Source organism: Alteromonas sp. NFXS44 (assembly GCF_040148705.1).
Classification (GTDB): domain Bacteria; phylum Pseudomonadota; class Gammaproteobacteria; order Enterobacterales; family Alteromonadaceae; genus Alteromonas.
In genome coordinates this window covers 248,757-270,386 of record NZ_JAGDEA010000001.1, presented here as the reverse complement: position 1 = coordinate 270,386, position 21,630 = coordinate 248,757, and the positions used below count along the sequence as shown (strand labels likewise).

Here is a 21,630-nt window from a genome sequence, read left to right as displayed (position 1 = left end):
TAAAAAATGATACTAATGCTTTAGGGCTTTCATGCAGGTTTTCTCATGCGTTTAAACAGACTCGACCTCAATTTACTGGTGGCACTGGATGCCTTGCTGACCGAACGCAGTATTACGCTGGCAGCTGAACGTATTTGTTTGAGTCAGCCTGCCACCAGCGGTGCACTGGCGCGGTTGCGGGAATTCTTCAATGACGATTTACTGGTGCGGGTGGGTGCGAAAATGCAGCCTACCCCGCTGGGAGAAAGCCTGGCCGAACCGGTTCACAATATCCTGTTGCAAATTCAGGCGACGGTAGAACGGGGCATTGAATTCGACCCGTTTACCTGTAACCGGAAATTTAAATTTCTGGCCGGCGATTACAGCAGCACAGTGTTACTCACAGCAGTCGCTAAGCATATCAACACCCTGGCGCCGGGGATCCAGTTTGAATTTTTCATCCCTACCAATAAACCCGGGGAAATGCTCGACCGTGCAGAAGTGGATTTTATGATCATGCCCACATCGGTAAAGGTTGATCATCACCCTTCAGTAGAACTGTTTTCTGAGAAATTTGTCAGCATTGCCTGCGCACAGAACGATGCAGTGCATGGCAACATGACCATGGATGAGTTTCTTAACCTCGGGCACGTTACAGTAAAATTCGGTACCAGCCGGGTAACCAGCCAGGACCAGGTACTGATGAAAGATCAGTGGCGGGTTGAACCTAATGTGGAAATTATTACTTCGACTTTTAACGCCATTCCCCAATTTTTGCCGGGCACCGGCAGAATTGCCACGGTTTACCAGCATCTCGCCGGGCATTGGCAAAAACTCATCCCGATAAAAATTGTGCCGCTCCCTAAACCGCTGCCGGAAATCGCCTGGGCACTGCAGTGGCACAAATACCGTGATCATGACCCGGCACTGGTATGGTTGCGTGAGCAAATCATCACCACAGCCCGTCAAACCTTCGGCTGACCACAATACAAGCTTCACAGCGACTATCGGTAAAACAGATAGTCGCTGTTTACCAAATCAAATATTCCCTGAAAAGCCCCGCTGTTACACTTTCTTCACAACTCATTGCGGAGAAAAAATATGCCGGGACATCAAGGCAAAATAGCAGTAATTACCGGCGCAGCCGGTGCATTAGGGCGGGAATTCGCTCTCGCTCTGGCATCACGGGGATGCGATATCGCCATAGCCGACATTCAGGATGCATCCGGCGTGGTGGCAGAAATTCGTGACACCGGTCAGCGGGCTTACAGTGAAATTGTTGATTTGTCAGACGCAGAACAGGTTTCGCAGTTTGCTGACAACGTACTCAGTGAATTCGGTCAGGTAGACATTCTGGTTAATAACGCGGCTTTTATGCCGGTAATACCACTGGCGGAACTTGATTTAGCCACCTTCCGAAAATTTGAAGCCATTAATGTAGAAGCAGCATTCATTCTGGGCAAAACCTTCGGTATGGGTATGGCTGAACGGGGCTACGGACGCATCGTTCAGATTGCTTCCAGCACCACCGGCACGGCTATGCCCGGGTTTTCAGCGTATGTAACAACCAAAATGGCGGGTATTGGTCTCACCCGTGCACTGGCAGCGGAATTCAGTTCTTCCGGTGTCAGAGTCAATGCCCTTTCCCCCGGACTTACCCGTACGCCGGAATCGGCAAAAAACTTACCCCCGCAGTTATTCGATAACGTAAAAAATAACCTGCAACTGATTAAGCAAACCGAAGAGCCTCAGGATTTAACCGGCGCATTATTGTTCCTGACATCGGAAGAATGCGGCTTTGTTACCGGGCAAACCATCAACTGCGACGGCGGCGTTAACTTTTAAGGAGAGCGCAATGAAACTGGCAACACTGAAAAACGGGACCCGAGACGGAACCCTTGTAGTGGTATCCCGTGATTTAACCCGGGCAGCAGACGTTTCCCATATTGCTAAAACCATGCAGCTGGCACTGGAAAACTGGGACGCGGTGCTTGCTGATCTCACCGCCGTTTACGACAAGCTTAATGATAATGCGGTTTCAGGCGCATTCGCGTTTAATCCTCAGGAGGCTATGGCGCCCCTGCCCCGCTGCCACCAGTTCATTGATGCTTCGGCATTTTTAAACCATGGCAACATTATGGAAAAGGCCTTCGACCTGGATGTGAAGAAAGATCCAAACATCCCTATTCTTATTCAGCGTCAGAGCGATGACTTTATGGGGCCCCATGAAGATTATGCATTCCCTTCTGAAGAAGATAATGCCGATTTTGAAGGGGAATTTGCAGTGATCACCGGCGATATTCCAATGGGGGCGTCAGCCTCTGAAGCGCTGGACAAAGTAAAGCTGATTACCATTTTAAATGACATGAGCATGCGTAAGCATCTGTTCCGTGAATTACAAATGGGCTTTGGCTTTATACTGGCAAAGCCGGCGACGGTGTTTGCACCGGTGGCGGTTACCCCGGATGAACTTGGAGATGCCTGGAAAGACGGACGTATGCACCTGAACATGGAAGTGAGCCGGAACGGAGAATGGTTTGGTCACCCAAATGGCGGCGAGATGGACTTTTCTTTCGGGCAAATCCTTCAGCACATCACGTACAACCGCAACATCAAAGCCGGTATGATTTTAGGTTCAGGCACGGTATCCAGTAAAAACTGGAAAGAAACCGGATCGGCCTGTCTGGCAGAGCGACGTGCACTGGACATTCTGGAATTTGGTGAAGTGAAAACCGGATTTCTGAAGTATGGCGAATCTCTGACATTTGATGTGAAAAATCATCTTGGTCAGAGTCTGTTCGGTAAAATTGAACATGTCATGGTAAAACCATGACATCCGGTATCACCTCTTTGTTCAGCGTTGAAAATAAGCGTGTAGTAGTAACCGGCGCACTGGGCGGAATAGGTAGCGCTATTGTCAGCCTTTTTCGTGAGGCAGGTGCAAAACTGATTCTGGCAGACCGTGAGAACAGTTTCCCTGACACACCGCCCGGCACAGTTTACATACCAGCAGACTTCAGTGCTGAAGGCGGTGCTGATGCGCTCATTCAGCATATTCAGAATGCGCCGGTAGACATTGTTATTCACACCGCAGGCATTGAAGGTCATGTGGGAAGCATGGACGACTGCGCTGAGGCCGACTGGTTGCGTACCATGAGAATTAATCTGCTGTCAGCCCAGTTACTGTCTGCTGCCGCAGTTAAAGGCATGCAGCAGCGGGGTGGCGGACGGCTAATTTACGTGGGCAGCATTGCAGGCAAACGTGGCACATCGGCCTTAGGGCTGTATTCGGTCACGAAAGCAGGGCTGTCTCAACTCGCCCGCAATTACGCGGTACAACAAGGTAAATATGGCATAACCGCCAATTGTATTTGCCCGGGTCTTATCGATACGCCGTTATCGAAACACCTGCAGGCAGACGCTGCGTTTATGACGAAACGTATGCAGCAAACACCCCTTAACCGCCTTGGCACAACAGATGAAATTGCCGCTACGGCACTTTATCTGGCCAGTGCAGCCGGTGGCTTTACAACAGGTCAAGATATAGTGGTTGACGGGGGAACACTGGTCTCAGATTGTTAGCTGTTACCTGCCGGAAATAAGGTGTAGTCGTACCGTCATCATATCCATCGATTCAGAAGCTAATTAAAAAACCCCGCTACAGAAGGTCTGTAGCGGGGTTTTTAGTCTTCTCAGTGAGCGGCTCTTTAAAGAGCCGCTGACGACTGATTTAAAGCGCCATCGCCGTATTCACCGGACGTGCAGGCTTTATCAGTAGCAGTGTCATTACACACATGGCAGCCGCCACCACAGAGAACACCATAAATGCACCCTGGAAGTTATTACCACCCACCTGCTGCAACACAAAGGAGAAGCTGACGGTAGACACAAACTGACCAACAGCGAACGTTGATTGCCAGATCCCCGTACCCCGGCCGCGGAAACTGAATACCAGAGGAGATACCGCCCAGGTCAGCATGGTGGGCAGCACCATACCGGCACCGAACTGATTGATAAATCCGGTGACAATGAGCATTAGCGGTGTATCGGCCTGCGACATACCAAAGAAGCCAAGCGCCAGAATCGCAAACTCCAGCAGAATGAGTTTTTGTGTATTGAGCAGTTTGTGAATGTAGCGGTAAGCAATTGCACCGGCCGGTACACCAATACTTGCAACAGCCAGCATCAGACCAGCCTGGCCGGTATCCTGAATATCAAACGTTGCCAGCGCGCTGCTTAACTGGAACTGAAGGATGTAGAACATCACACCGCCCACCAGCGTAAAGAAACAGACTTTAACCATGTGTGCCCAGGGGAACTGCGCTCCTGGCATGTCTGCCTGTGCCGGCCTTGCCGCGACTTCGGTCTCTGCCGCTTCCTGCTTAGTCACATCCCAGGTAAATACAATCACGCCGATCATAAACAGGAACGCTAAACCGTAGATGGCGAATGGTCCCTGCCAGCCGTACTGCTGCCCCAACCATCCCGCAACAGGAAACAGTAACATCGCCGTCAGTGACGCCAGTGCCGCCTGACTGCCTAACCATTTGTCCCGCTGTGCACCGGAAAAGTAGTCACCGATAAGGGTTGTACTACAGGTAATAATGATCGCTTCACACAGACCCACACCAATACGTGACAATAACAATGGCGGATAGGTGGTGATAAACAAAGGCAATACACCGCATACGGAATATAAGCCAATTGCCCAGATAAGCAGCTTTCTGCGTCCCACTTTGTCTGCCACCCAGCCCGCCAGCGGTGCACCGAGTGCAATACATAAAGCCGGAATCGAGATAAGAATAGGCACCAGGTAATCTGCATGTTCAATATGCCCGAAGGCCTGCATAAGCAATGGCATGATTGGCGCTAACAACACGGCCCCCATCACTGTGAGTGTAATAGGAAGTATCAGAATAATTCCCTGTATCGTACCTGCCTTTCTGGTAACCATGTTGCGTCCTCCCGGAGCCTTTCCGTAGTAGAGTTGTTATTGTTTAGTCTTTGCTGAACAGCATTTTTACGATTGTCATAAAATTCGCCGGAGACAGCGCCATCTTCGTGGCTCTGCGTAAGTCTCCGGGCCCCAGACGGGCAGTCAGTGGCATGGTGCCGAAGGTTTTGCCCCGTACCACCAGCTCATCATCTTGTGTATCAATGCTGTCTACCGTCATCAGTTCAGCATCGTTTTCGTCGAACAGTCTCACTGCACCGTCATCCGGCGCCTGTGTTCTGGCCTTCATGGTATTTTTGGATTTACTTTCGCCGGTCTGGAACGTGCTGTCGAAATCCATACCCAGATCTTCAAACATCACCATGGCAGCGGCGCGACCCGCACCCACCACACCACCGGCAGGCGGCATTGACGGACCCACCAGATACAGTGAATCGATACCCGGCACCTTAAACTGACCGAGATCCGGCGTAGGTCGGTGCCCCACACTTTGATAGAAATACGGTGCAACCCCGTGCACATCACCTTCCACCATGGAGTTCGGAGAATTACGCTCCAGGTCCAGTGGCGTATAGAATTTATGAGCGATGATATTGTCGCTGTTCAGGTTCGACACAAACTTACCCTGTTGCTTCTGGCGCTCTTCACCGTAAGCTTCACGAATGTCATCCCAGCGGCTGCTGCCACCTTCAAGCAGGTTGAACGGCGCAAAACCTGTGCTGTGCCACATACCGGTCCCTTTGGGCACACGGGTAGGATCGGTTTTCGATTCATCATTACCGGCAGAGAACATCATGTCGGTGAGTTCACCCCGCTTCAGGGCATCGAAGTCACGCTGCATATCCGCCATGGATTCATGCTGACAAAGGGTAAGCATGATGGCTTTTTCCACGTCTTTTTCTGCGGTCCGGAATTGCACGGGTTCGCGAAGATCGTAGTGAGAAACAAACAAACTGAATGCAGCCAGACTGGCATTTTCAGCACGCTTGAGTACAGGTTCAGACACGCCATCAACAAACTGGCGGATTTTGTGGGGATGCATAGATCCAATAATGGCATCACGGGCCATGATTTTCTCGCCGGTGGTCAGTTCAACGCCTTTGGCTTTACCCCCTGACACCAGGATGCGCCTGATTTCGCTGTTATAACGAATTTCACCGCCGCTGGCTTCAATGGCCCGGACCATAGATTCAGAGAGCTTACCGGAGCCGCCCCAGGGTTGTGCCACACCGTAGGTGTGCATAAGCGCCGTAAACATCACCGTCCCCATGCCAGTGCCGAGCTCATCAGGCAACTGCAGGTTCTCAGACACCGCACGGGCAATGTGCATTTTGATTTTGTCGTGGGTAAACCAGGTGTTGATGATATCCATGCTGCTGCGTTGCATCATGTCCATCATCACGCGGCCTTCTTCGCTGCTGTCCAGCATTGCCATCAGCGCGCCCAGAGGAGGCTGAGGCTTATACATGCCGGGCATGATCATTGGCAGCATGCTTTGGCCCAGTTCCACGAAACGACGGTACGCGTCAGCATCACGCAGAGAAATTTTCGCCATGCCTTCGCAGGTTTTATCCAGATCTTTGTAGGTCATCAACGCAGACTGGTCGGCAAAAATAGTGGCGTGGGGTACGTCAGAATATTTGTAATCCATGCCGTACTTTTTGAATAAATCCAGTTCATCGTTGGTGATCAGCGGATTCGCCTGAATCATAATATGCACACTGGAGTGCAGATCGTGGTGATACCCCGGCGTCAGGATTTGCTGTGTGGCTGCACCGCCACCGGCGTAGTCATGGCGCTCCAGCAGCAGTACTTTCTTTCCGGCTTTTGCCAGATATCCGCACGTTGTCAGACTGTTATGGCCTGCGCCCATTGCGATTACATCAAAATCAGCCATTTTTTACTTCCTGTTAAGGGTGAACTTCCGGCAGAGGTTCACCGTTAATTTCTACCGGCGTTGCTTCTGTAAGTACAAAAACAATACGGCATACTTCGTTGTCAGACGGATTCCGCCACAGATGGATAGTGCCCCGTTGCACTACGATGTCACCGGCATGAAGCAGAGTTTTGTTGCCATCGTCCAGCTCCAGTTCCAGCTGGCCCTGCAGCACAATGCCGTAGTCCAGACTGTTGGTGCGGTGAAAAGGCGACGCCGATTGCGGCAGCATATCCACCACACGGATCACAGAACCGCCGTTCAAAGTGAGTCCGGCATCACGGTAACGACCGTCGGTTTCATCATTGTTTTCCACCGGCAAATCAGGCGCTGTCCAGACAAGAGCAAACTCCGCATCACCGCTGGGAATTAATTTTGTTTCAAAAGCCTGATCGTCTTTGAAAACCGATCTGCCATTTTCATCGTGCCCCGTTACCACACGGCGTACATCTTTAAGTCGTCCCATCGTTTACCTTTTTTGAGCATGTTCGTGTTATGACTCAAAGTGTACTGACAGGCGATGTGCGCACAAATCGGTTATGCCGATACCACACATTCCAATAACAAATGATTCACAACAGCAACGCGGTTTGCCTGTGACAACACACTATCTGTGCGGGGGATTCAGCTCATCAGTAACGCAAATTTTCAAACTTTCGCAACATTTTTTACACTTAATTCAAATAATTCAGAGGAAAGAATATGCAAAGCGAAAGTAACAGGGTTTCAGAACAAAACGGCCGTCTGGCAGGGAAAACCGCACTGGTCACAGGTATCGGCGATGGCATCGGTAAAGGTTGTGCGCTCATGTTCGCCAGGCAGGGCGCGACGGTCATAGGCACAGACATTAATGAAGAAGCGGCGTTGCGCACGGTAGAAGAAGCGCAGGCACAAGGTTTGTCTTTGCAATTCGCCTGTCCCGCTGACCTTACCGATGAAGATGACATCGATAATCTGCGTGAAAGAGTAACGGCGTTAACCGGGTCACTGAATATCATCGTTAATGCGGCGGCCACCGCCGTGTTTAAATGGATAGAAGACATGACCTATGCCGACTGGCAGTTAACCTTAAAAGCAGAGCTGGACTCGGTGTATCTGGTTACCCGGGCATTCTGGCCACATCTGAAGGCATCCGGTGCCGGTTCTGTGATTAATTTTGCTTCTGCCAACGCTTACCAGGCTTTAAAAGGTTCTGCTGCACTGGCGCACTGTGCGGGCAAAGGGGGTGTACTGGCGATGACCCGACAGCTGGCGATGGAAGGCGGCCCTCACGGAGTGCGGGCAAACACCATATCACCGGGTCTTATAGTAACAGGCGCTACAGCGCCGGTAATTGAAGATGAAGGATTCCTCAGTAATGTGATGGTGAAAAACATGCTTGGCCGTTTAGGCAAACCGGAGGACATTGCCTGGTGCGCCACCTATCTTGCCAGTGACGAAGCCAGCTTTGTTACCGGCGCAGATTTTTCCATTGATGCCGGTGCTATTGCCTGGTAAATATTGCCTGGTAAGAATGGTCTGGCAAATAAAAAACCCCGCTGACAGTCAATGTCAGCGGGGTTTTCTTTTGTCTGTTTATCAGAAGTTGTACTTCGCTCTGACCCCATAAGTTCGGGGGGCTTTCAATGCCGCATAGGTAGCTGATGATGCGGGTCGTGACATCGCAGCCGTGATCACCGTTTCATCGGTAATATTATTGCCGTATAAAGTTACCGACCATGCGCCGCCGTTATCCAGAGTGAATGATAAATCTGTTACCCCCACAGCATCCTGCTTCTGGGAATCCTGATAGCCAATATCCACATAGCGCTCAGTTTCGTAGTGATGCCAGATTGAACCCACCAGATACAAACCGTCACTCAGCTCAAACGTGTGTTCGTAGCCAAGGTTCAGTGTCCATTCCGGACTGTTCAGAGCAGGCTTACCGGAACAATCTACTACCAGACTCGCACCACTTTCATCGGCGGTGGTTGCACAGGTGGTGACGGTTGTATCAGCACCGGCACCATCATAAACAAATTCGTCGTAGCTGGCATCCAGGTACTGAATATTCGCTTTCAGCAAACCGTAATCACTGACAGCATACTGAACATCCACCTCTGCCCCCTGCATGATGGCAGCGCCGGCGTTACGGGTCAGGGAACCAAATGCGCCGGACGGTAAGTAACCCAGATAGCTCACCTGCTGATCAGTATAGTCCCAGTAAAAGGCTTCAATGTTCAGTTGCAGCCGGTTGTCCATAAAGCGGTTTTTACTACCGGCCACCAGCGCGCCGATTTCTTCCGGTTCAAAAGAATTATCCACGATGTCAGCGAAGAAGCCGCCAGATTTAAAACCGGTGGTGTAATTCACATACAGCATGGAATCCGCATTCACGTCGTATTCAATACCCACCCGGTAGGTGAAGTTACTGAATGAGCGCTCGTCTTGTGCCTGCACAGTGTCGGGCGTATTGTTGAAGTCGTATAAGTCGTACGTTTCCAGCGTCAGCGGTGACTGGCGCACCTGCATCTCTTTTTCTTCTTCAGTAAAACGGGCACCTAAGGTAAAGCGCAAATCATCCGTAGCCGACCAGGTCATCTGGCCGAATACAGCCTGACTGTCTGTGCCTAAATCAGAGTAAACATACTCACCGGCCGGTCCCCACAATGAAGCAGCAAAGGAAAAGGGCGCCGCCCAGGACATGGCTTTCTGATCTTCAGCATAAATAAATGCACCGGCAACATACTTGATTGCACCGGTATCGTTTGACGCAAAACGCACTTCCAGAGCACTTTGCTTGTTTTCATCCTGGTTGATGACCGGGAAACCCGGCAGATAGAAAGTGGTGTCCGGCTCGGCCACGCGGTAAGAAGGAATGACCGTCAGCGTGCCGCCTTCAAAATGGGCGTTGATGGTGGCGGACAAGCCCCAGAAGGTACTGTCCTGATAACCTTCGTAATCAACCCCCTGGTCAGCGTCATAGAAATTGAAGGTTTCAAAATCCAAGTAGGTACTGACAAACTCAGGGCGGCTGAGGAAGAAAGATGTGGGTTGGGCCGCTTCAAATGCAGCAATACTAGCCGGGTCTGCCCCGCCAATCCGCTCATCAATTACCGGCGCGCCGTCGGTGATCAGTACACTGCCCGCTCCTTTGCCACCCGCCTTGTAATAGTCACCGCTCAGTAGCACGTCGTACTTATCGCTTGGGGCATACAGGTAATGCACCCGTAAGGCTTTACCGTCTTCGTCATCGTAACCGTCTGATAAATAGCCGTCGCGGCTGACCCACTGGCCAGCTATGCGTAAAGCTGAGTCGTCATTGACGGCAACGTTTACCGCACCGGCAAGCTGACGTGAATTGTAATTACCGATACCGCCACTGATGTAGCCTTCGGTGTAGCCCAACTCAGGCTTGCGGGAAATGACATTAATAGCACCGCCGGTAGCATTACGACCATACAGTGTTCCCTGAGGTCCTTTCAGCAGCTCCAGTCGCTCAAGGTCGAAAAAGGTGCCCACCACAGAGCCAGGACGGCCAATGTAAACACCGTCGTAGTTGAAGGCCACCGCGTTTTCGGCAAACGCGTTCGTTCCCTGTGTACCCACACCCCGTACGTAAAAACTGTTCCCTGTGCCGCCGGTCTTGTTGATCTGCAGTGCAGGCACTAAAAATGACAATTGATCAGGCTGCGTGATACCGCTCTTTTCCAACTGCTTTGTGGAAATGGCCGATACCGCCAGAGCCGCTTTCTGCACATTCTCAGTACGGTGCTGGGAAGTGATTTCAATGACCTCCAGGCCGGACTGCGCGTTTTCATTGTCTGATTGTGCATAAGCCGGGGTCACGGCAGCAGCAACAGCCAGGGCGAGCATGGTAGGGATTCGCGTTTTGTTCACAGGTTTGTACTCCAGGTTCTCTCATCCGTTTGTGAAACGCCGGGGCGGTTTTATTATCCTGGCGACAAAATAGTGCGCCGGCTAACCGCTATGAGCAATCACAATTGATTAACAACGGAACAACAATAGAGAAACGTGAAGATTAAATTAAATCGTCATTACCGATGCCAGATATTCGTAACGGCAATAGTGAAATCCGGGCAAAAAAAAAGCAGCGTGATGACCACGCTGCCAGTTCAGATAACAGAAGCACAGGCATCAGCTTCTGTTTTCTTCCACAAATTCAATAAGGTTGCCAGCACAATCTCGGATAAAGCAGCCTTTACCAAACTTTTCCCTGACCACGAAGGCAACATCGGCTCCCCGTGCTTCCACGACTTCGAGAAAGCGTTCCAGATCAGGTACTTTGAACGCCACATGTTTATTGCCGTGAGTTTTTACATCTTGCGGTGGATGCCGCCTTTCTTCAGGCAACGAAGCCGCCCCTTCCACTTCAAATATTTCAAAGCGCAGGTCGCCCCGTCGTACCATGGCCACCTTCGCCTTTGCAGCTTCAATGTAAAATTCCCGCTCTGTGGCGAAATCCAGCACGCTGGCATACCAGGCTTTTGCCTGTTCAAGATCAGGCACACTTACACCGGCGTGATGGAATATAAATTCCGGTAACACGTTATCAGTCATGCTTACTCCGCTGTCCAGCCACCGTCGACCACCAGGCTGGTGCCGGTCATTAATGCGGATGCATCTGATGCCAGAAACAATGCCGCGCCCATGAGATCCTGCACGTTACCCAGCCTGCCGATTTTTATTTTTTCAAGCACAGAAGCCAGAAAAGCTTTGTCTTCAAAAAAGGGTTTGGTCAGCGGTGTTTCAATAAACGTGGGGGCAATAGTGTTGGTGCGGATCCCGTGAGGAGCGAGATCAAGGGCCATAGCCTTATTCATGCCTTCCAGTGCCCATTTCGATGCACAATACAACGAGCGGTTAACGCCGCCCACATGCCCCATCTGCGAGCCGATATGAATCAGCGACCCTTTAACGCCACCTTCAATCATGCGCTGAATACAGGACTGTGCGACGAAATAGGCGCTTTTCACATTCAGATTAAGTACCGCATCGTAGTCGTCTTCGGTGACTTCAGTTACCGGTTTCGGCCGGTTGGTACCGGCGTTATTAACCAGCACATGAAACGGGTCGTGCCGTTCGAAAAAATCCCGCACCGCGTTAAGATCACTGACATCCAGCACCTCTGCCTGCGCCTTATCTCCCCGCGCACAAATTGCCTCTGCCGCAGTTTGAATTTCGCCGGCCGAACGGGCAACCAGTGTTACCGATGCCCCGGCTTCCGCCAGTCCGGCAGCAATGGCCAGGCCAATGCCCCGCCCTGCACCGGTAACCAGTGCCCGTTTACCCTCCAGACGAAAGTCCGGTAATGCCGGTAAAGTACTGTTTGCCATAGTGACTCCTAGACCTTCGTTTTTGCGGTGGGTGTAACCGTTCCGGCATACGGCACATCAATATTGCCGTAGCGACGCACCCGCAGATTTGCCTGTTCACCATGACCGGCAAAACCTTCCAGACCACATAAGCGAGAGCAGTACTCACCGATTAATGCAGAAGCCTCATCGGTAACCACTTTCTGATAGGTACAGGTTTTAATGAACTTGCCAACCCACAGACCTCCGGTATAACGGGCGGCTTTCTTTGTTGGCAACGTGTGATTAGTACCGATAGCTTTATCGCCATACGCCACATTGGTACGCGGACCAAGGAACAGTGCGCCGTAGTTAGTCATGTTTTTAAGGAAATAATCCGGATCAGCCGTCATTACCTGCACGTGCTCACTGGCAATCTCGTCAGCAATCTGCACCATTTCTTCGTAGCTTTCTGCCACGATAACTTCACCGAAGGTCTCCCACGCTTTACGGGCATGGTCCGCAGTAGGCAGAATTTCCAGCAGACGCTCAATTTCTGCCATGGTTTCTCTGGCCAGTTTTTCTGAATTGGTCAGCAGCACACCCGGGCTGTCCGGTCCGTGCTCTACCTGACCAAGAATATCAGTAGCACACATTTCACCGTCTACCGACTCATCAGCAATGATCAGGGTTTCTGTAGGGCCGGCAAATAAGTCGATACCTACACGGCCATATAACTGACGCTTCGCTTCAGCAACAAACGCATTCCCCGGACCAACCAGAATATCCACACCACTGATAGTTTCGGTGCCCAGCGCCATTGCGCCGATAGCCTGAATACCGCCCAGCGCGTAAATTTCATCCGCACCGGCCAGTGCCTGCGCCGCAACAATGGCTGGCGCGGGTTTGCCTTTAAACGGTGGCGCACAGGTAATAACACGGGGAACACCGGCCACTTTCGCGGTGATAACCGACATGTGAGCGGAAGCCAGCAACGGATATTTACCGCCCGGCACATAACAACCGGCAGCGTTTACCGGCAAATTCTTGTGCCCCAGAATCACCCCGGGCAGGGTTTCTACTTCCACATCTTTCATGGAGTCGCGCTGAATTTGCGCGAAATTTCGCACCTGCGTCTGGGCGAATTCAATGTCTTTCAGATCTTGCGGAGACAGCGAGTCCATACACGCCTGAATTTCTTCCTTTGTCAGCCGGTAATCTTCTCTGTCCCAGTTATCAAATTTAACGGAAAGGTCGCGGATAGCCGCATTGCCCCGCTTTTCAATGTCTTCAAGTGTCGCTTCTACAATCTCGCGTACTTTGCGGTCAGCATCTGCTTTAACCTGCGCTTCCGCGCCCCGCTTTAACCAAATAGCCATGGTGGTCTCCGTTACAAATAGGGTAATTAAAAGCCGTCTATCACTGTTCTGGTGTGAACCACCGCCGGCGGGGCAATAAAGAACTCAGACACCAGCGACCGCCAGGCTGCAAAGCCTTCAGACTGCCGGAAAGTTTCCATATGCGCTTCGACAGAGTCCCAGCGCACCAGCAAAACATATTCGCCTTCGTTCTCGATCACTGCATCCAGAGCAAAGCTGTGGCAACCTTCTGCTTGTTTGAAGTGTTCCACAGCCAGAGAGACCGCTTTTTCAAACCGGATCTTGTTCTCAGGAGAAACGACCAGTCGCGCCATTTCTGTCACCATATTTTCACTCCAAAATTTTCAGATTAGTTGCTTTGTTAATTTCAGGCATGTTTTCCTGACAAACAAATTCACGCAGTCAACAGGTATAAATCAGTGAGTGTATTTATAAGAAATTAGGGCGTGGAATCCGAATCGGATTTATTAATAAAATGTATCTGGAAAACGAATATTTACGCTTTAAAAGGTGTTTTATTATTTGTATCCACAATGAGAAAAAGGTAAATACAAATGAAAAGAGTGGTGGTAACCGGCGCAGGCGGTTTCGTAGGACAAAAGTTGTGTGACGCTATTCTGGCAAAGCCGGACTGGCAGTTGATTGCCATTGATATGGTATTACCCGGTTTCCTGAAAAATCATGACCGGGTTGTGGCATTTGAAACCCCTTTTTCTGATGAAACCATGCTGTCAGACGTGTTCTCATCACCCTGTGATATTCTGTTCCACCTTGCAGCCGTTCCCGGCGGTGCAGCAGAACAGAACCCTGCACTCTCCAAAACGGTGAACCTGGATGGCACACTGACCCTGTTTTCAAAAGCGTGCGAAAATGGTCACCGCCCTCGTATAGTTTATACCAGTACGATAGCAGTCCTCGGCGCTCCTATGCCTGACGTGGTAGACGACAATGCCCCGATTGTACCGGCCATGACCTACGGCACGCATAAGGCCATGATTGAGTTAGCACTGGCTGATTTTTCCCGCCGCAAACTGGCCGATACAGTGACAGTAAGGCTGCCCGGCATTGTCGCCCGCCCGCTGGCCAAAAGTGGCCTGAAATCGGCCTTTTTAAGCGATGTTTTCCATTTGCTCAAAGCCGGTCAACCTTATGTTTCTCCGGTGTCTGAACTGGCTACCATGTGGCTGATGTCGGTGAATCAATGTGTGAATAACCTTTTGAATGCTGCCGTGCTGGACAGCTCACAAATGCCGGTAAGCCGTGTGGTTACGCTGCCAGCAGTAAGAACCAGTATGCGTGATTTGGTAAGGGAAATTGTCTCACAGACAGGCGCATCTGAAGAACTGGTGAGCTGGAAGCCGGATGCTGCGCTGGAAGAAGGATTTGGAAATCAGCCGCCTTTGTTTACGCCAGCCGCAGAGCATGCGGGATTCCGCCACGACGGTGACATTACGGCACTGGTGAAAAACACGCTTTTGTAAATTTATTGTTTTACCCTTGTAAAGCTATTGGTGTAGCGGTATATTCGGTACATCTTACAGACGGGAGACATTCCAAATGATGTATTTTCTTTGCGATATTTTAACGATGTGCAATCCGGAAATTATTGAAAAAAATGAAGATGCGGAATCACCGGAAATTTCAGAATCGCCGTCATCATAATTGCGAAAAGAATTAAAAAAAGCAGCTTTATAAAGCTGCTTTTTTGATTTCTGCATACCGTTAATAACGGTATGTGAAATTTAAGCCAAAGGTTCGGGGAGAAGTAACAAAACGTCTGTATGCCGGAAATACATACGTAGTTTGCGCCTCGTCTTCAATATTTCTCACCCACAGCCCCAGCGTCCAGTCTGAGTCAGATTCATAACGAATACTTGCATCGGTACGGGTGAAGCTTTCCTGCCTTGCTCCTGGCACATAAAACTCAATGGAAGTCATATAGTCACTGGAGTAATTCATTGTGATGCCCGCAATCAGCGAGCCGCTGTCAAGATACCAGCTGTGCTCATAACCCAGCATCGCAGTAAGCTCAGGCGCGTTGACCATTTCCCGCCCTTCAAGTTGATAGGGGCCGCCGTCGATAAACGGGTTGACCGGTAACTCTGTTTCGCCATATTCGGTGTTCAGATAGCTCATGGACGCTTACAATCTGCCGGCATCTGACACAATCCAGTCAAATGTTGCTTCAGCACCGTAAATAGAGCTGTCTCCGGCATTCAGCACCACGGGGAAAGTAGATATCTCGCCGGTATCACCAACGGGAATATTTTGCAGCGTAGGTACCTGGTAATCCATGTAGTCATATAGGTACCTGGTAATCCATGTAGTCATAGTAGAACACGGCAAAGTTGGCTTGCAGGTGATTATCCAGCAGCGTGTTCTTCATACCGGCTTCGTAACTGATCAATTCTTCCGGGTCGAAATCCGTCACCGGCACTGTGGTATTAACGCCACCTTGCTTAAACCCGGAGGCAATATGCGCATAGAAAAGCTGATCGTCGCTGACATCATATTCTATACCCGCTTTCCACGTGACAGAGTCGTCTTCAGTGGTCTGACTGTCCGTTTCAAGTTGCACACCCTCGGGATCATACAACTCATAACTGTTCTCCCGGGTATCATTACTGAAACGCAGGCCGCCTGTCAGACGCAGGGTATCCGACAACGGATAAGTCATCTGTCCGAAAATGGCTTTTGTTTCACTGGGAGCGAACGCCTGGTTGTAGGTATAAATGGCGTCACCCAGTGTCAGCTCCTGTCCGTCACCGCCCACATCCCCCTGACTTTTCAGAAAGTAGCCGCCAACCATCCACACTACGTCCGAGCTGGCCGGTGAATCAAGGCGTACTTCAACGGTTTTATAATCTGCATTACCGGTATTATCGTCGTAACAGTCCGCTGAACCACAGGCGAGGAAGATATCCGGGTCTGTAATACCGAACAGATGACTGGTTTTCTCGGAGTTTTCGTGATTTGAATAAGCCGCAATCACATTGACTGTGGCCCAGTCAAAGTCCTGACTCGCCTGCAATGAATAAGTAACCGAGTCACGCTTGTTGAGGCCGGGTTGGTGATACTTGTCGTTTGTCCACGGGCCGTCAGGATTGTCCGTCACCCAACCATCCGGGGCGAAAGCAGCGAGAAACGGCGGAAATGTGAGGTTACCTTCCCATCCTTCTACCGGCACTGTATTGGCCGCATTGCCTTCATAGGTGGATTTCTCGTATTTGAACAACACGCGGGTTTCATCGGAAGGAACGTACAGGGCTTTTACCCGTAACGCTGACGAGTCATCTTCCATACTGCCATCACTTAAATAACCATCCCGGCTACTTTTATATCCGGCAACACGAATGGCAAAATCGTCGCTGACGGGTAAATTAACCGCGCCTTCCAGACGTTTCATACTGAATTTGCCCAGTTGAGCTGTTACGTAGCCTTCCAAATCACCCAACACCGGGTCGCGGGTGATAACGTTCATCGAGCCGCCAGACGCGTTTCTGCCATACAAGGTTCCCTGCGGCCCCCTTAATACCTCGATTCGCGAGATGTCGAAAGTGCCCGCCTGCACAGATTCGGTTCTGCCGGTATACACACCATCAATCAGCGTTGCCACAGCCGGGTCGGCGAAGGCAGGATCGATCTGGGAACCCACACCACGAATAAACACCTGAGCCCCCTGGGCAATGCCCTGCACTTTCACAGACGGCGTACCTTTAATGGCAGCATCGTAGGAGCTGTCCCCGCGGTTGGTGATGTCATCGCCACAGCATGGGAGCGCTCCCATAAATATTTAGAAAGATTTATCAACGTATTCTCAAATTGTGCCCGGCACAAATCAACGTTAAGGAAAGATAATGATTAATTCATCAGTAAAAGCAGTCGCTATGGCAGTGCTGCTCTCTACCTCCACCGGCTTTTTGGCATCCGGGGAAGCTTTGGCGGTCAACAGACCGTGTATCAGCAAAGGTGAGCACGCGTACATAGCCCTTCAGATGCAAAACGTGATGAGCAAACATGCCTATTTACATGCTGCAGGTATGAACCTTGAAGAAGTCGACACCCTTTGGGTAGATGCGAAAGGTAAGTTTGCCGATTCTGCCGTTTTTGCCAGCCCGTTGTGGGTGATGGACGGCTTGCAAACTGTGCGCAATGCCTACGGCAAAGAAAACCAGAAAAACCGTGAACTGGCGTTAAAAGCTATGCAGAAAGTTATGCCGGAACTGAAACTGGAAGAATCGAATCTTGGCGCCGGTCATGAGTGGGCGATGCATACCAACACCACGCCGGTGATTGAAGTGGCCGGTGACGGTAAAACAGCGAATGGGATCTGGTATTCACCCGGTATGGGCTTAATGGCCAACATTGAAGGCGACGACGCTAAAGTTGGCAGCGTCTTTTTCTGGGAAAAGTATGCCGGCGATTTCATTTTGGAAGACGGTAAATGGAAGATTTGGCATTTACAAATGGCCTACGATTTTACGCCCGGCCTGCCTGAGTCGATGATTGAGAATTTATCGGTAATCAATGGTGCGGCCGATCACAAAGCAGATACCGGCCCCATGCGTGAAGCCGGAGAACGCATGGAAGGACTTCCGCCGGGCTTTAAAAAACCGGCATATTCGTATCCTGTTTACTCGCCATCACGTCCGGGGTTGATTTACCCAAGAATTCCGGAGCCTTATTACACGTTCTCAGAAACCTTCTCGTATTGTAACTGTGATGACACCAGCTATCCGGATAATTCCGGTACCTACGGCATCGTGGCCATTGAAAAGTAACATCGCCGGGGGCTGGTAATTACCAGCCCCTACTTCAAAACATACACAAAGGCTTTCGTTTTTTCACCGCTTATCAACTGGATCTCGGTTTCTGTTCGCACATACTCTTCACCTTCGAAATCATCGAGATCTTGCCAATGTTTATCCAATGAGGGAGACGTGAATACCTGACCATCGATACGTTGTCCATGTGCAGCAAGCTTTAATCCCGGACAGCCCTGTGCAGCGCCCCACCCTTCTTCAATTAAATGTCCGTGCAGATATCCGGCTTCGAATTCGCCGCCAACTGCAGTAAGTATATGCTCATTGGGAAAACCTTGCCGTAAGGTGCCGTAAACAAATAGTGCAGTCATGTTGATACTCCTTTTCAGCAAAGTTTAACTGAATTTGCTTCTGAAGATGAAGTACACCGCCCCCACCAGGCACAACCCGGCCCACAGATAATCCAGCTTTAACGGCTCTTTGAGATAATACAGAGAGAAGGGTACGAATACGCTCAGGGTAATCACTTCCTGAACGATTTTGAGTTCACCAACTGACAATACCGTAAAACCAATGCGGTTTGCCGGCACCTGAAACATATATTCAAACAACGCGATGCCCCAGCTCACCAGCGCTGCGATGATCCACGGCTTGTTGTTCAGTTCTTTAAGATGGGCGTACCAGGCAAAAGTCATAAACACATTACTGCAAAGCAGCAGACCAATGGAAATAACAACAGGGTTCATAGTGAAAATCGGGTAAAACGAGAATCGTTATATTCTGGTGAAGTAATCTCAAACACGCACTATTTTTTGGCGCAAAAAAGCCAACTCCGGGCGAGTTGGCTTCTAATGAAAATAAAAAAATCTTTGTAATGCAGCTCCCTTTTATCTACATGCTCCACTACCTCGCGACAACTATAAATGCTCTCGTTCGACATGTAGTTCTTTCATCGACAAACACATCGCTTCCTGATCGCCCAGATAGTCTCTGCGAATCATCTTGTTCAGGAAACCGGTGTTGTCGAAAACGAAATCTCTGATTTTTGCCACCGGATACGGCTGGCTGTGAAAAATACCGCCTAACTTTCTTGCAAATTCAACATTGTGATTTACGTAGTTAACACGGGCTTTTTCATATTGTTCAAAGCCATGGCGAATGCTGGCTGAAAAGCTGAAATCTTTGCCATTCAGGAACCTGGCGAGAAAATAGCCATCCTCAATGGCCATTCCCATGCCGTAGGCGGCATAAGGGGAAACAGGGTGAACAGCATCGCCCACACACACTACGCGGCCCTTCGACCACTTCTGTAGTGAGGGACGGTTATAAACATCCCAGCAAAATATCTGATGATTGAAATCCATGGCGTCGGGAAAGCGCGGAAGCGGATCAGCGAAGTCTTTCAGAATATGCCTGACATGTTGTTCAACATTTTGAGGACGGGGCGCATTTTCTTTGCACGGCTCAACAATCCACCACTCATAGCCCGGCTTCCCATCGTGCAGCATGGGGAAATAGCTGGCCTGATATTTTGAAGAATGGGAGATAACACCCGTATTTGACGGAATGCCGGAAATAGGATCGCACCAGGCCAGCCATATGCGTAAGCCAACATGGAACAGGCCGGGATCGCCAAACGCCTGCTTTGACACCTGTGAGTTGATGCCGTCGGCACCCACAACAATGTCGGCTTCTACCGTCTTGCCTGACTTGAAATGCAACGTTACTGCATCATTCGTCTCGACGTAATGACTGAGTGCGGCGTCACCTTCGATAATACCGGCTGGCAAATGCTCAAGCATTTTACCAAATGCACTGGAACGCAGTACGCCATAGTGCCACCCCTTGATATCGAAGGCCTGCTCTACCTTAGGGTTAAACGGCAAACTCGCCCGAACCTTGCCTTTACGGTTATGAAATTCCACAGTGGTGTGGGTACCGAAATTGCTGATATCCAAACCGTATTCCCGTAAAACAGCAAGTACTGGTACACTTAGTAAAACCGCACCACCAAGGGCCTTGGGTTCTTTTTGACGCTCAAATACCTTTACGTCGTATCCACGCTGCAGCATTGCCAGGGCCGTTGAAATACCTCCCGGACCTGCACCGACGATTGCAACTCTTTTACCTTTTCTCCAGCTCATAAATACACTTACTGTTAACATCAATGAAATCATGTTAACGTTTCGTATACAGAGCAAAAAGTATACTTAGCCCGCAAAATCGGAACTATAGTCCGAAAATGTTGCTAATTTGTCCAACAAGGTGGATTTTACACCAGACTTGATTACCCGGTATTTAACATGGATTTATTGAGCCACTTTCTTGCGTCGCTGTCAGTCAGCTCCACCACTATCGCCAAATGGCAGATATACAAGCCCTTTGGCGTGGCAGTGAAAAAGTTCAGCCCGCGATTCTTTCTTTCACATGTCAGCGGACCTGCGCTTTCCATTCAAACCGCAGGGGGTAACTATGTTTTTGAGCAAGGCGATCTGTTCATCGCTCCTGCCGGTGGTGAATGTAAAATCGGATTTGCGGAGTCTTCCCACTATACCGGTATTAACGACCTGGAATGGCAAGTTGTTGGTGAAGAACCTTATGATATTGGTGACCACCACCCCGCTTCACTGGGCGTAACGGTAGGGCACGGTAAAGAAGCGACAGAATTACTCGGCATTGCCTTCGAGATTGAATTTAACCAGGGGGCTGCCCTGGCAACCAGCCTGCCCCGCTTTATCAAACTGAAAAGCCGGGATAACCCCCTTTATCAATTGATGAATCCGGCAATTAACTTTTTAGTTAACGACCACAAGCCCGGCTATTTCGGTGTGGCGACTAAACTTGCCGAATTCACTGTTATTGCGTCAATCAGGGGGTATATTCTCAGCGAGCCGGACTTCGCTGCGGGTGCGTTGCGGGGTATGGCAGACAAACGTTTAAGTAAAGCGCTGCAGGCAATTCATTCATCACCTGAGCATGACTGGAGCGTGGAGAAACTGGCAGCGGTGAGTACCATGTCACGAAGTAATTTTGCCGCCCGGTTTACCAGTGAAGTGGGAGAATCTCCTATCGAATACCTGTATAAGTTAAGAATTCAGATGGCAAAACGATTGTTATCGCAGAGCAAGTCATCTATCTCGGAAGTAGCCGAAGCCGTGGGTTTTTCATCTGACCGCGTGTTTCGTAATGTCTTCAATCGTTTTGAACAGCTCTCGCCGCGGGCGTATAAAAATGCTCAAGGTTAGTGTTTTGGAATTTAACAACAAATCAGAGTAAGAAAGGGAACAAGGTATTTGTTCCCTTTCGTGTCAGTTTGATTTCTTTT

At 50.1% G+C, this 21,630-nt stretch carries 22 protein-coding genes; 8 read left to right on the top strand and 14 right to left on the bottom strand.

Annotation, left to right across the window (positions count from 1 at the left end):
* Window positions 1-45 precede the first annotated feature (45 nt).
* The 4 genes from J3369_RS01185 (at window position 46) to J3369_RS01170 (ending at window position 3,561) form a co-directional block, all read left to right on the top strand.
* Window positions 46-960: a LysR family transcriptional regulator gene (locus tag J3369_RS01185; RefSeq protein ID WP_349582797.1), complete on the top strand. Its 915-nt coding sequence runs from the start codon at window positions 46-48 to the stop codon at window positions 958-960.
* Between the two features lie 120 nt (window positions 961-1,080).
* On the top strand, window positions 1,081-1,824 hold the full coding sequence (locus tag J3369_RS01180) for an SDR family NAD(P)-dependent oxidoreductase (protein ID WP_349582794.1): 744 nt from the start codon (window positions 1,081-1,083) through the stop codon (window positions 1,822-1,824).
* A 10-nt stretch (window positions 1,825-1,834) separates the two neighbouring features.
* Window positions 1,835-2,812 carry a fumarylacetoacetate hydrolase family protein gene (locus tag J3369_RS01175; RefSeq protein ID WP_349582791.1) on the top strand — a complete coding sequence of 326 codons (978 nt, stop codon included), beginning with the start codon at window positions 1,835-1,837 and terminating at the stop codon, window positions 2,810-2,812.
* Complete coding sequence (locus tag J3369_RS01170; RefSeq protein ID WP_349582788.1) at window positions 2,809-3,561, top strand: SDR family NAD(P)-dependent oxidoreductase; 753 nt, start codon at window positions 2,809-2,811, stop codon at window positions 3,559-3,561. The genes J3369_RS01175 and J3369_RS01170 overlap by 4 nt, the downstream gene beginning before the upstream one ends.
* 148 nt (window positions 3,562-3,709) lie before the next feature.
* Here J3369_RS01170 and J3369_RS01165 read toward each other — a convergent pair whose 3' ends face one another.
* The 3 genes from J3369_RS01165 to J3369_RS01155 are packed head-to-tail and all read right to left on the bottom strand — an operon-like array spanning window position 3,710 to window position 7,335.
* Entirely contained in the window at window positions 3,710-4,933 is a 1,224-nt protein-coding gene (locus tag J3369_RS01165; protein ID WP_349582785.1) for an MFS transporter, read from the bottom strand.
* Between the two features lie 43 nt (window positions 4,934-4,976).
* Window positions 4,977-6,830 carry a phytoene desaturase family protein gene (locus J3369_RS01160; RefSeq protein ID WP_349582782.1) on the bottom strand — a complete coding sequence of 618 codons (1,854 nt, stop codon included), beginning with the start codon at window positions 6,828-6,830 and terminating at the stop codon, window positions 4,977-4,979.
* Window positions 6,831-6,843: 13 nt separating this feature from the next.
* Window positions 6,844-7,335 (bottom strand): cupin domain-containing protein, encoded by a 492-nt coding sequence (locus J3369_RS01155; protein WP_349582779.1) that lies wholly within the window; start codon window positions 7,333-7,335, stop codon window positions 6,844-6,846.
* Between the two features lie 236 nt (window positions 7,336-7,571).
* Between J3369_RS01155 and J3369_RS01150 the strand changes: the two genes are divergently transcribed.
* Entirely contained in the window at window positions 7,572-8,366 is a 795-nt protein-coding gene (locus tag J3369_RS01150) for an SDR family NAD(P)-dependent oxidoreductase (RefSeq protein WP_349582776.1), read from the top strand.
* Between the two features lie 81 nt (window positions 8,367-8,447).
* On the opposite strand, the gene J3369_RS01145 is transcribed toward J3369_RS01150, so the two are convergent.
* The 5 genes from J3369_RS01145 to J3369_RS01125 form a co-directional block, all read right to left on the bottom strand.
* Window positions 8,448-10,748: a TonB-dependent receptor gene (locus tag J3369_RS01145; RefSeq protein ID WP_349582773.1), complete on the bottom strand. Its 2,301-nt coding sequence runs from the start codon at window positions 10,746-10,748 to the stop codon at window positions 8,448-8,450.
* 258 nt (window positions 10,749-11,006) lie between these two features.
* Complete coding sequence (locus J3369_RS01140; RefSeq protein WP_349582770.1) at window positions 11,007-11,429, bottom strand: VOC family protein; 423 nt, start codon at window positions 11,427-11,429, stop codon at window positions 11,007-11,009.
* A gap of 2 nt (window positions 11,430-11,431) precedes the next feature.
* A complete protein-coding gene (locus J3369_RS01135; RefSeq protein ID WP_349582768.1) occupies window positions 11,432-12,205 on the bottom strand; it encodes an SDR family NAD(P)-dependent oxidoreductase in 774 nt (257 codons plus the stop codon).
* Window positions 12,206-12,213: 8 nt separating this feature from the next.
* On the bottom strand, window positions 12,214-13,542 hold the full coding sequence (gene hisD / locus J3369_RS01130; protein WP_119499553.1) for a histidinol dehydrogenase: 1,329 nt from the start codon (window positions 13,540-13,542) through the stop codon (window positions 12,214-12,216).
* 26 nt (window positions 13,543-13,568) lie between these two features.
* Window positions 13,569-13,856 (bottom strand): antibiotic biosynthesis monooxygenase family protein, encoded by a 288-nt coding sequence (locus J3369_RS01125; RefSeq protein ID WP_349582765.1) that lies wholly within the window; start codon window positions 13,854-13,856, stop codon window positions 13,569-13,571.
* A 240-nt stretch (window positions 13,857-14,096) separates the two neighbouring features.
* Here J3369_RS01125 and J3369_RS01120 point away from each other — a divergent pair, with 240 nt between their 5' ends.
* Window positions 14,097-15,023: an NAD-dependent epimerase/dehydratase family protein gene (locus J3369_RS01120; protein ID WP_349582762.1), complete on the top strand. Its 927-nt coding sequence runs from the start codon at window positions 14,097-14,099 to the stop codon at window positions 15,021-15,023.
* Window positions 15,024-15,264: 241 nt separating this feature from the next.
* Here J3369_RS01120 and J3369_RS01115 read toward each other — a convergent pair whose 3' ends face one another.
* From J3369_RS01115 to J3369_RS01105, 3 genes are read right to left on the bottom strand one after another with little or no spacing between them, the layout of a single operon-like run.
* Window positions 15,265-15,678, bottom strand: a complete 414-nt coding sequence (locus J3369_RS01115) for a TonB-dependent receptor domain-containing protein (protein WP_349582759.1) — start codon at window positions 15,676-15,678, stop codon at window positions 15,265-15,267.
* A gap of 6 nt (window positions 15,679-15,684) precedes the next feature.
* A complete protein-coding gene (locus J3369_RS01110) occupies window positions 15,685-15,837 on the bottom strand; it encodes a hypothetical protein (RefSeq protein WP_349582756.1) in 153 nt (50 codons plus the stop codon).
* Between the two features lie 4 nt (window positions 15,838-15,841).
* Window positions 15,842-17,329 (bottom strand): TonB-dependent receptor, encoded by a 1,488-nt coding sequence (locus J3369_RS01105; RefSeq protein ID WP_349582753.1) that lies wholly within the window; start codon window positions 17,327-17,329, stop codon window positions 15,842-15,844.
* Between the two features lie 70 nt (window positions 17,330-17,399).
* On the opposite strand from J3369_RS01105, the gene J3369_RS01100 reads away from it, so the two are divergent.
* Window positions 17,400-18,323, top strand: coding sequence for a nuclear transport factor 2 family protein (locus J3369_RS01100; protein WP_349582750.1), 924 nt, complete (start codon window positions 17,400-17,402; stop codon window positions 18,321-18,323).
* 29 nt (window positions 18,324-18,352) lie between these two features.
* Here the strand turns inward: J3369_RS01100 and J3369_RS01095 are convergent, their stop codons facing one another.
* The 3 genes from J3369_RS01095 to J3369_RS01085 all read right to left on the bottom strand — a co-directional run bounded on the left by J3369_RS01095 (window position 18,353) and on the right by J3369_RS01085 (window position 20,449).
* Window positions 18,353-18,676, bottom strand: a complete 324-nt coding sequence (locus tag J3369_RS01095) for a gamma-glutamylcyclotransferase family protein (protein WP_349582747.1) — start codon at window positions 18,674-18,676, stop codon at window positions 18,353-18,355.
* 24 nt (window positions 18,677-18,700) lie between these two features.
* Complete coding sequence (locus J3369_RS01090) at window positions 18,701-19,051, bottom strand: DMT family protein (protein ID WP_349582744.1); 351 nt, start codon at window positions 19,049-19,051, stop codon at window positions 18,701-18,703.
* A gap of 171 nt (window positions 19,052-19,222) precedes the next feature.
* Window positions 19,223-20,449: an FAD-dependent oxidoreductase gene (locus J3369_RS01085; protein WP_349582741.1), complete on the bottom strand. Its 1,227-nt coding sequence runs from the start codon at window positions 20,447-20,449 to the stop codon at window positions 19,223-19,225.
* Between the two features lie 159 nt (window positions 20,450-20,608).
* Between J3369_RS01085 and J3369_RS01080 the strand changes: the two genes are divergently transcribed.
* On the top strand, window positions 20,609-21,550 hold the full coding sequence (locus J3369_RS01080; protein WP_349582738.1) for a helix-turn-helix domain-containing protein: 942 nt from the start codon (window positions 20,609-20,611) through the stop codon (window positions 21,548-21,550).
* Window positions 21,551-21,630 lie beyond the last annotated feature (80 nt).

Bases quoted from the DNA above. Each gene is read 5' to 3' on its own strand.
- J3369_RS01185 (WP_349582797.1), top strand. From the start codon at position 46: ATGCGTTTAAACAGACTCGACCTCAATTTACTGGTGGCACTGGATGCC.
- J3369_RS01180 (WP_349582794.1), top strand. From the start codon at position 1,081: ATGCCGGGACATCAAGGCAAAATAGCAGTAATTACCGGCGCAGCCGGT.
- J3369_RS01175 (WP_349582791.1), top strand. From the start codon at position 1,835: ATGAAACTGGCAACACTGAAAAACGGGACCCGAGACGGAACCCTTGTA.
- J3369_RS01170 (WP_349582788.1), top strand. From the start codon at position 2,809: ATGACATCCGGTATCACCTCTTTGTTCAGCGTTGAAAATAAGCGTGTA.
- J3369_RS01165 (WP_349582785.1), bottom strand. From the start codon at position 4,933: ATGGTTACCAGAAAGGCAGGTACGATACAGGGAATTATTCTGATACTT.
- J3369_RS01160 (WP_349582782.1), bottom strand. From the start codon at position 6,830: ATGGCTGATTTTGATGTAATCGCAATGGGCGCAGGCCATAACAGTCTG.
- J3369_RS01155 (WP_349582779.1), bottom strand. From the start codon at position 7,335: ATGGGACGACTTAAAGATGTACGCCGTGTGGTAACGGGGCACGATGAA.
- J3369_RS01150 (WP_349582776.1), top strand. From the start codon at position 7,572: ATGCAAAGCGAAAGTAACAGGGTTTCAGAACAAAACGGCCGTCTGGCA.
- J3369_RS01140 (WP_349582770.1), bottom strand. From the start codon at position 11,429: ATGACTGATAACGTGTTACCGGAATTTATATTCCATCACGCCGGTGTA.
- J3369_RS01135 (WP_349582768.1), bottom strand. From the start codon at position 12,205: ATGGCAAACAGTACTTTACCGGCATTACCGGACTTTCGTCTGGAGGGT.
- hisD (WP_119499553.1), bottom strand. From the start codon at position 13,542: ATGGCTATTTGGTTAAAGCGGGGCGCGGAAGCGCAGGTTAAAGCAGAT.
- J3369_RS01125 (WP_349582765.1), bottom strand. From the start codon at position 13,856: ATGGCGCGACTGGTCGTTTCTCCTGAGAACAAGATCCGGTTTGAAAAA.
- J3369_RS01120 (WP_349582762.1), top strand. From the start codon at position 14,097: ATGAAAAGAGTGGTGGTAACCGGCGCAGGCGGTTTCGTAGGACAAAAG.
- J3369_RS01115 (WP_349582759.1), bottom strand. From the start codon at position 15,678: ATGAGCTATCTGAACACCGAATATGGCGAAACAGAGTTACCGGTCAAC.
- J3369_RS01110 (WP_349582756.1), bottom strand. From the start codon at position 15,837: ATGGATTACCAGGTACCTACGCTGCAAAATATTCCCGTTGGTGATACC.
- J3369_RS01105 (WP_349582753.1), bottom strand. From the start codon at position 17,329: ATGGGAGCGCTCCCATGCTGTGGCGATGACATCACCAACCGCGGGGAC.
- J3369_RS01100 (WP_349582750.1), top strand. From the start codon at position 17,400: ATGATTAATTCATCAGTAAAAGCAGTCGCTATGGCAGTGCTGCTCTCT.
- J3369_RS01095 (WP_349582747.1), bottom strand. From the start codon at position 18,676: ATGACTGCACTATTTGTTTACGGCACCTTACGGCAAGGTTTTCCCAAT.
- J3369_RS01090 (WP_349582744.1), bottom strand. From the start codon at position 19,051: ATGAACCCTGTTGTTATTTCCATTGGTCTGCTGCTTTGCAGTAATGTG.
- J3369_RS01085 (WP_349582741.1), bottom strand. From the start codon at position 20,449: ATGAGCTGGAGAAAAGGTAAAAGAGTTGCAATCGTCGGTGCAGGTCCG.
- J3369_RS01080 (WP_349582738.1), top strand. From the start codon at position 20,609: ATGGATTTATTGAGCCACTTTCTTGCGTCGCTGTCAGTCAGCTCCACC.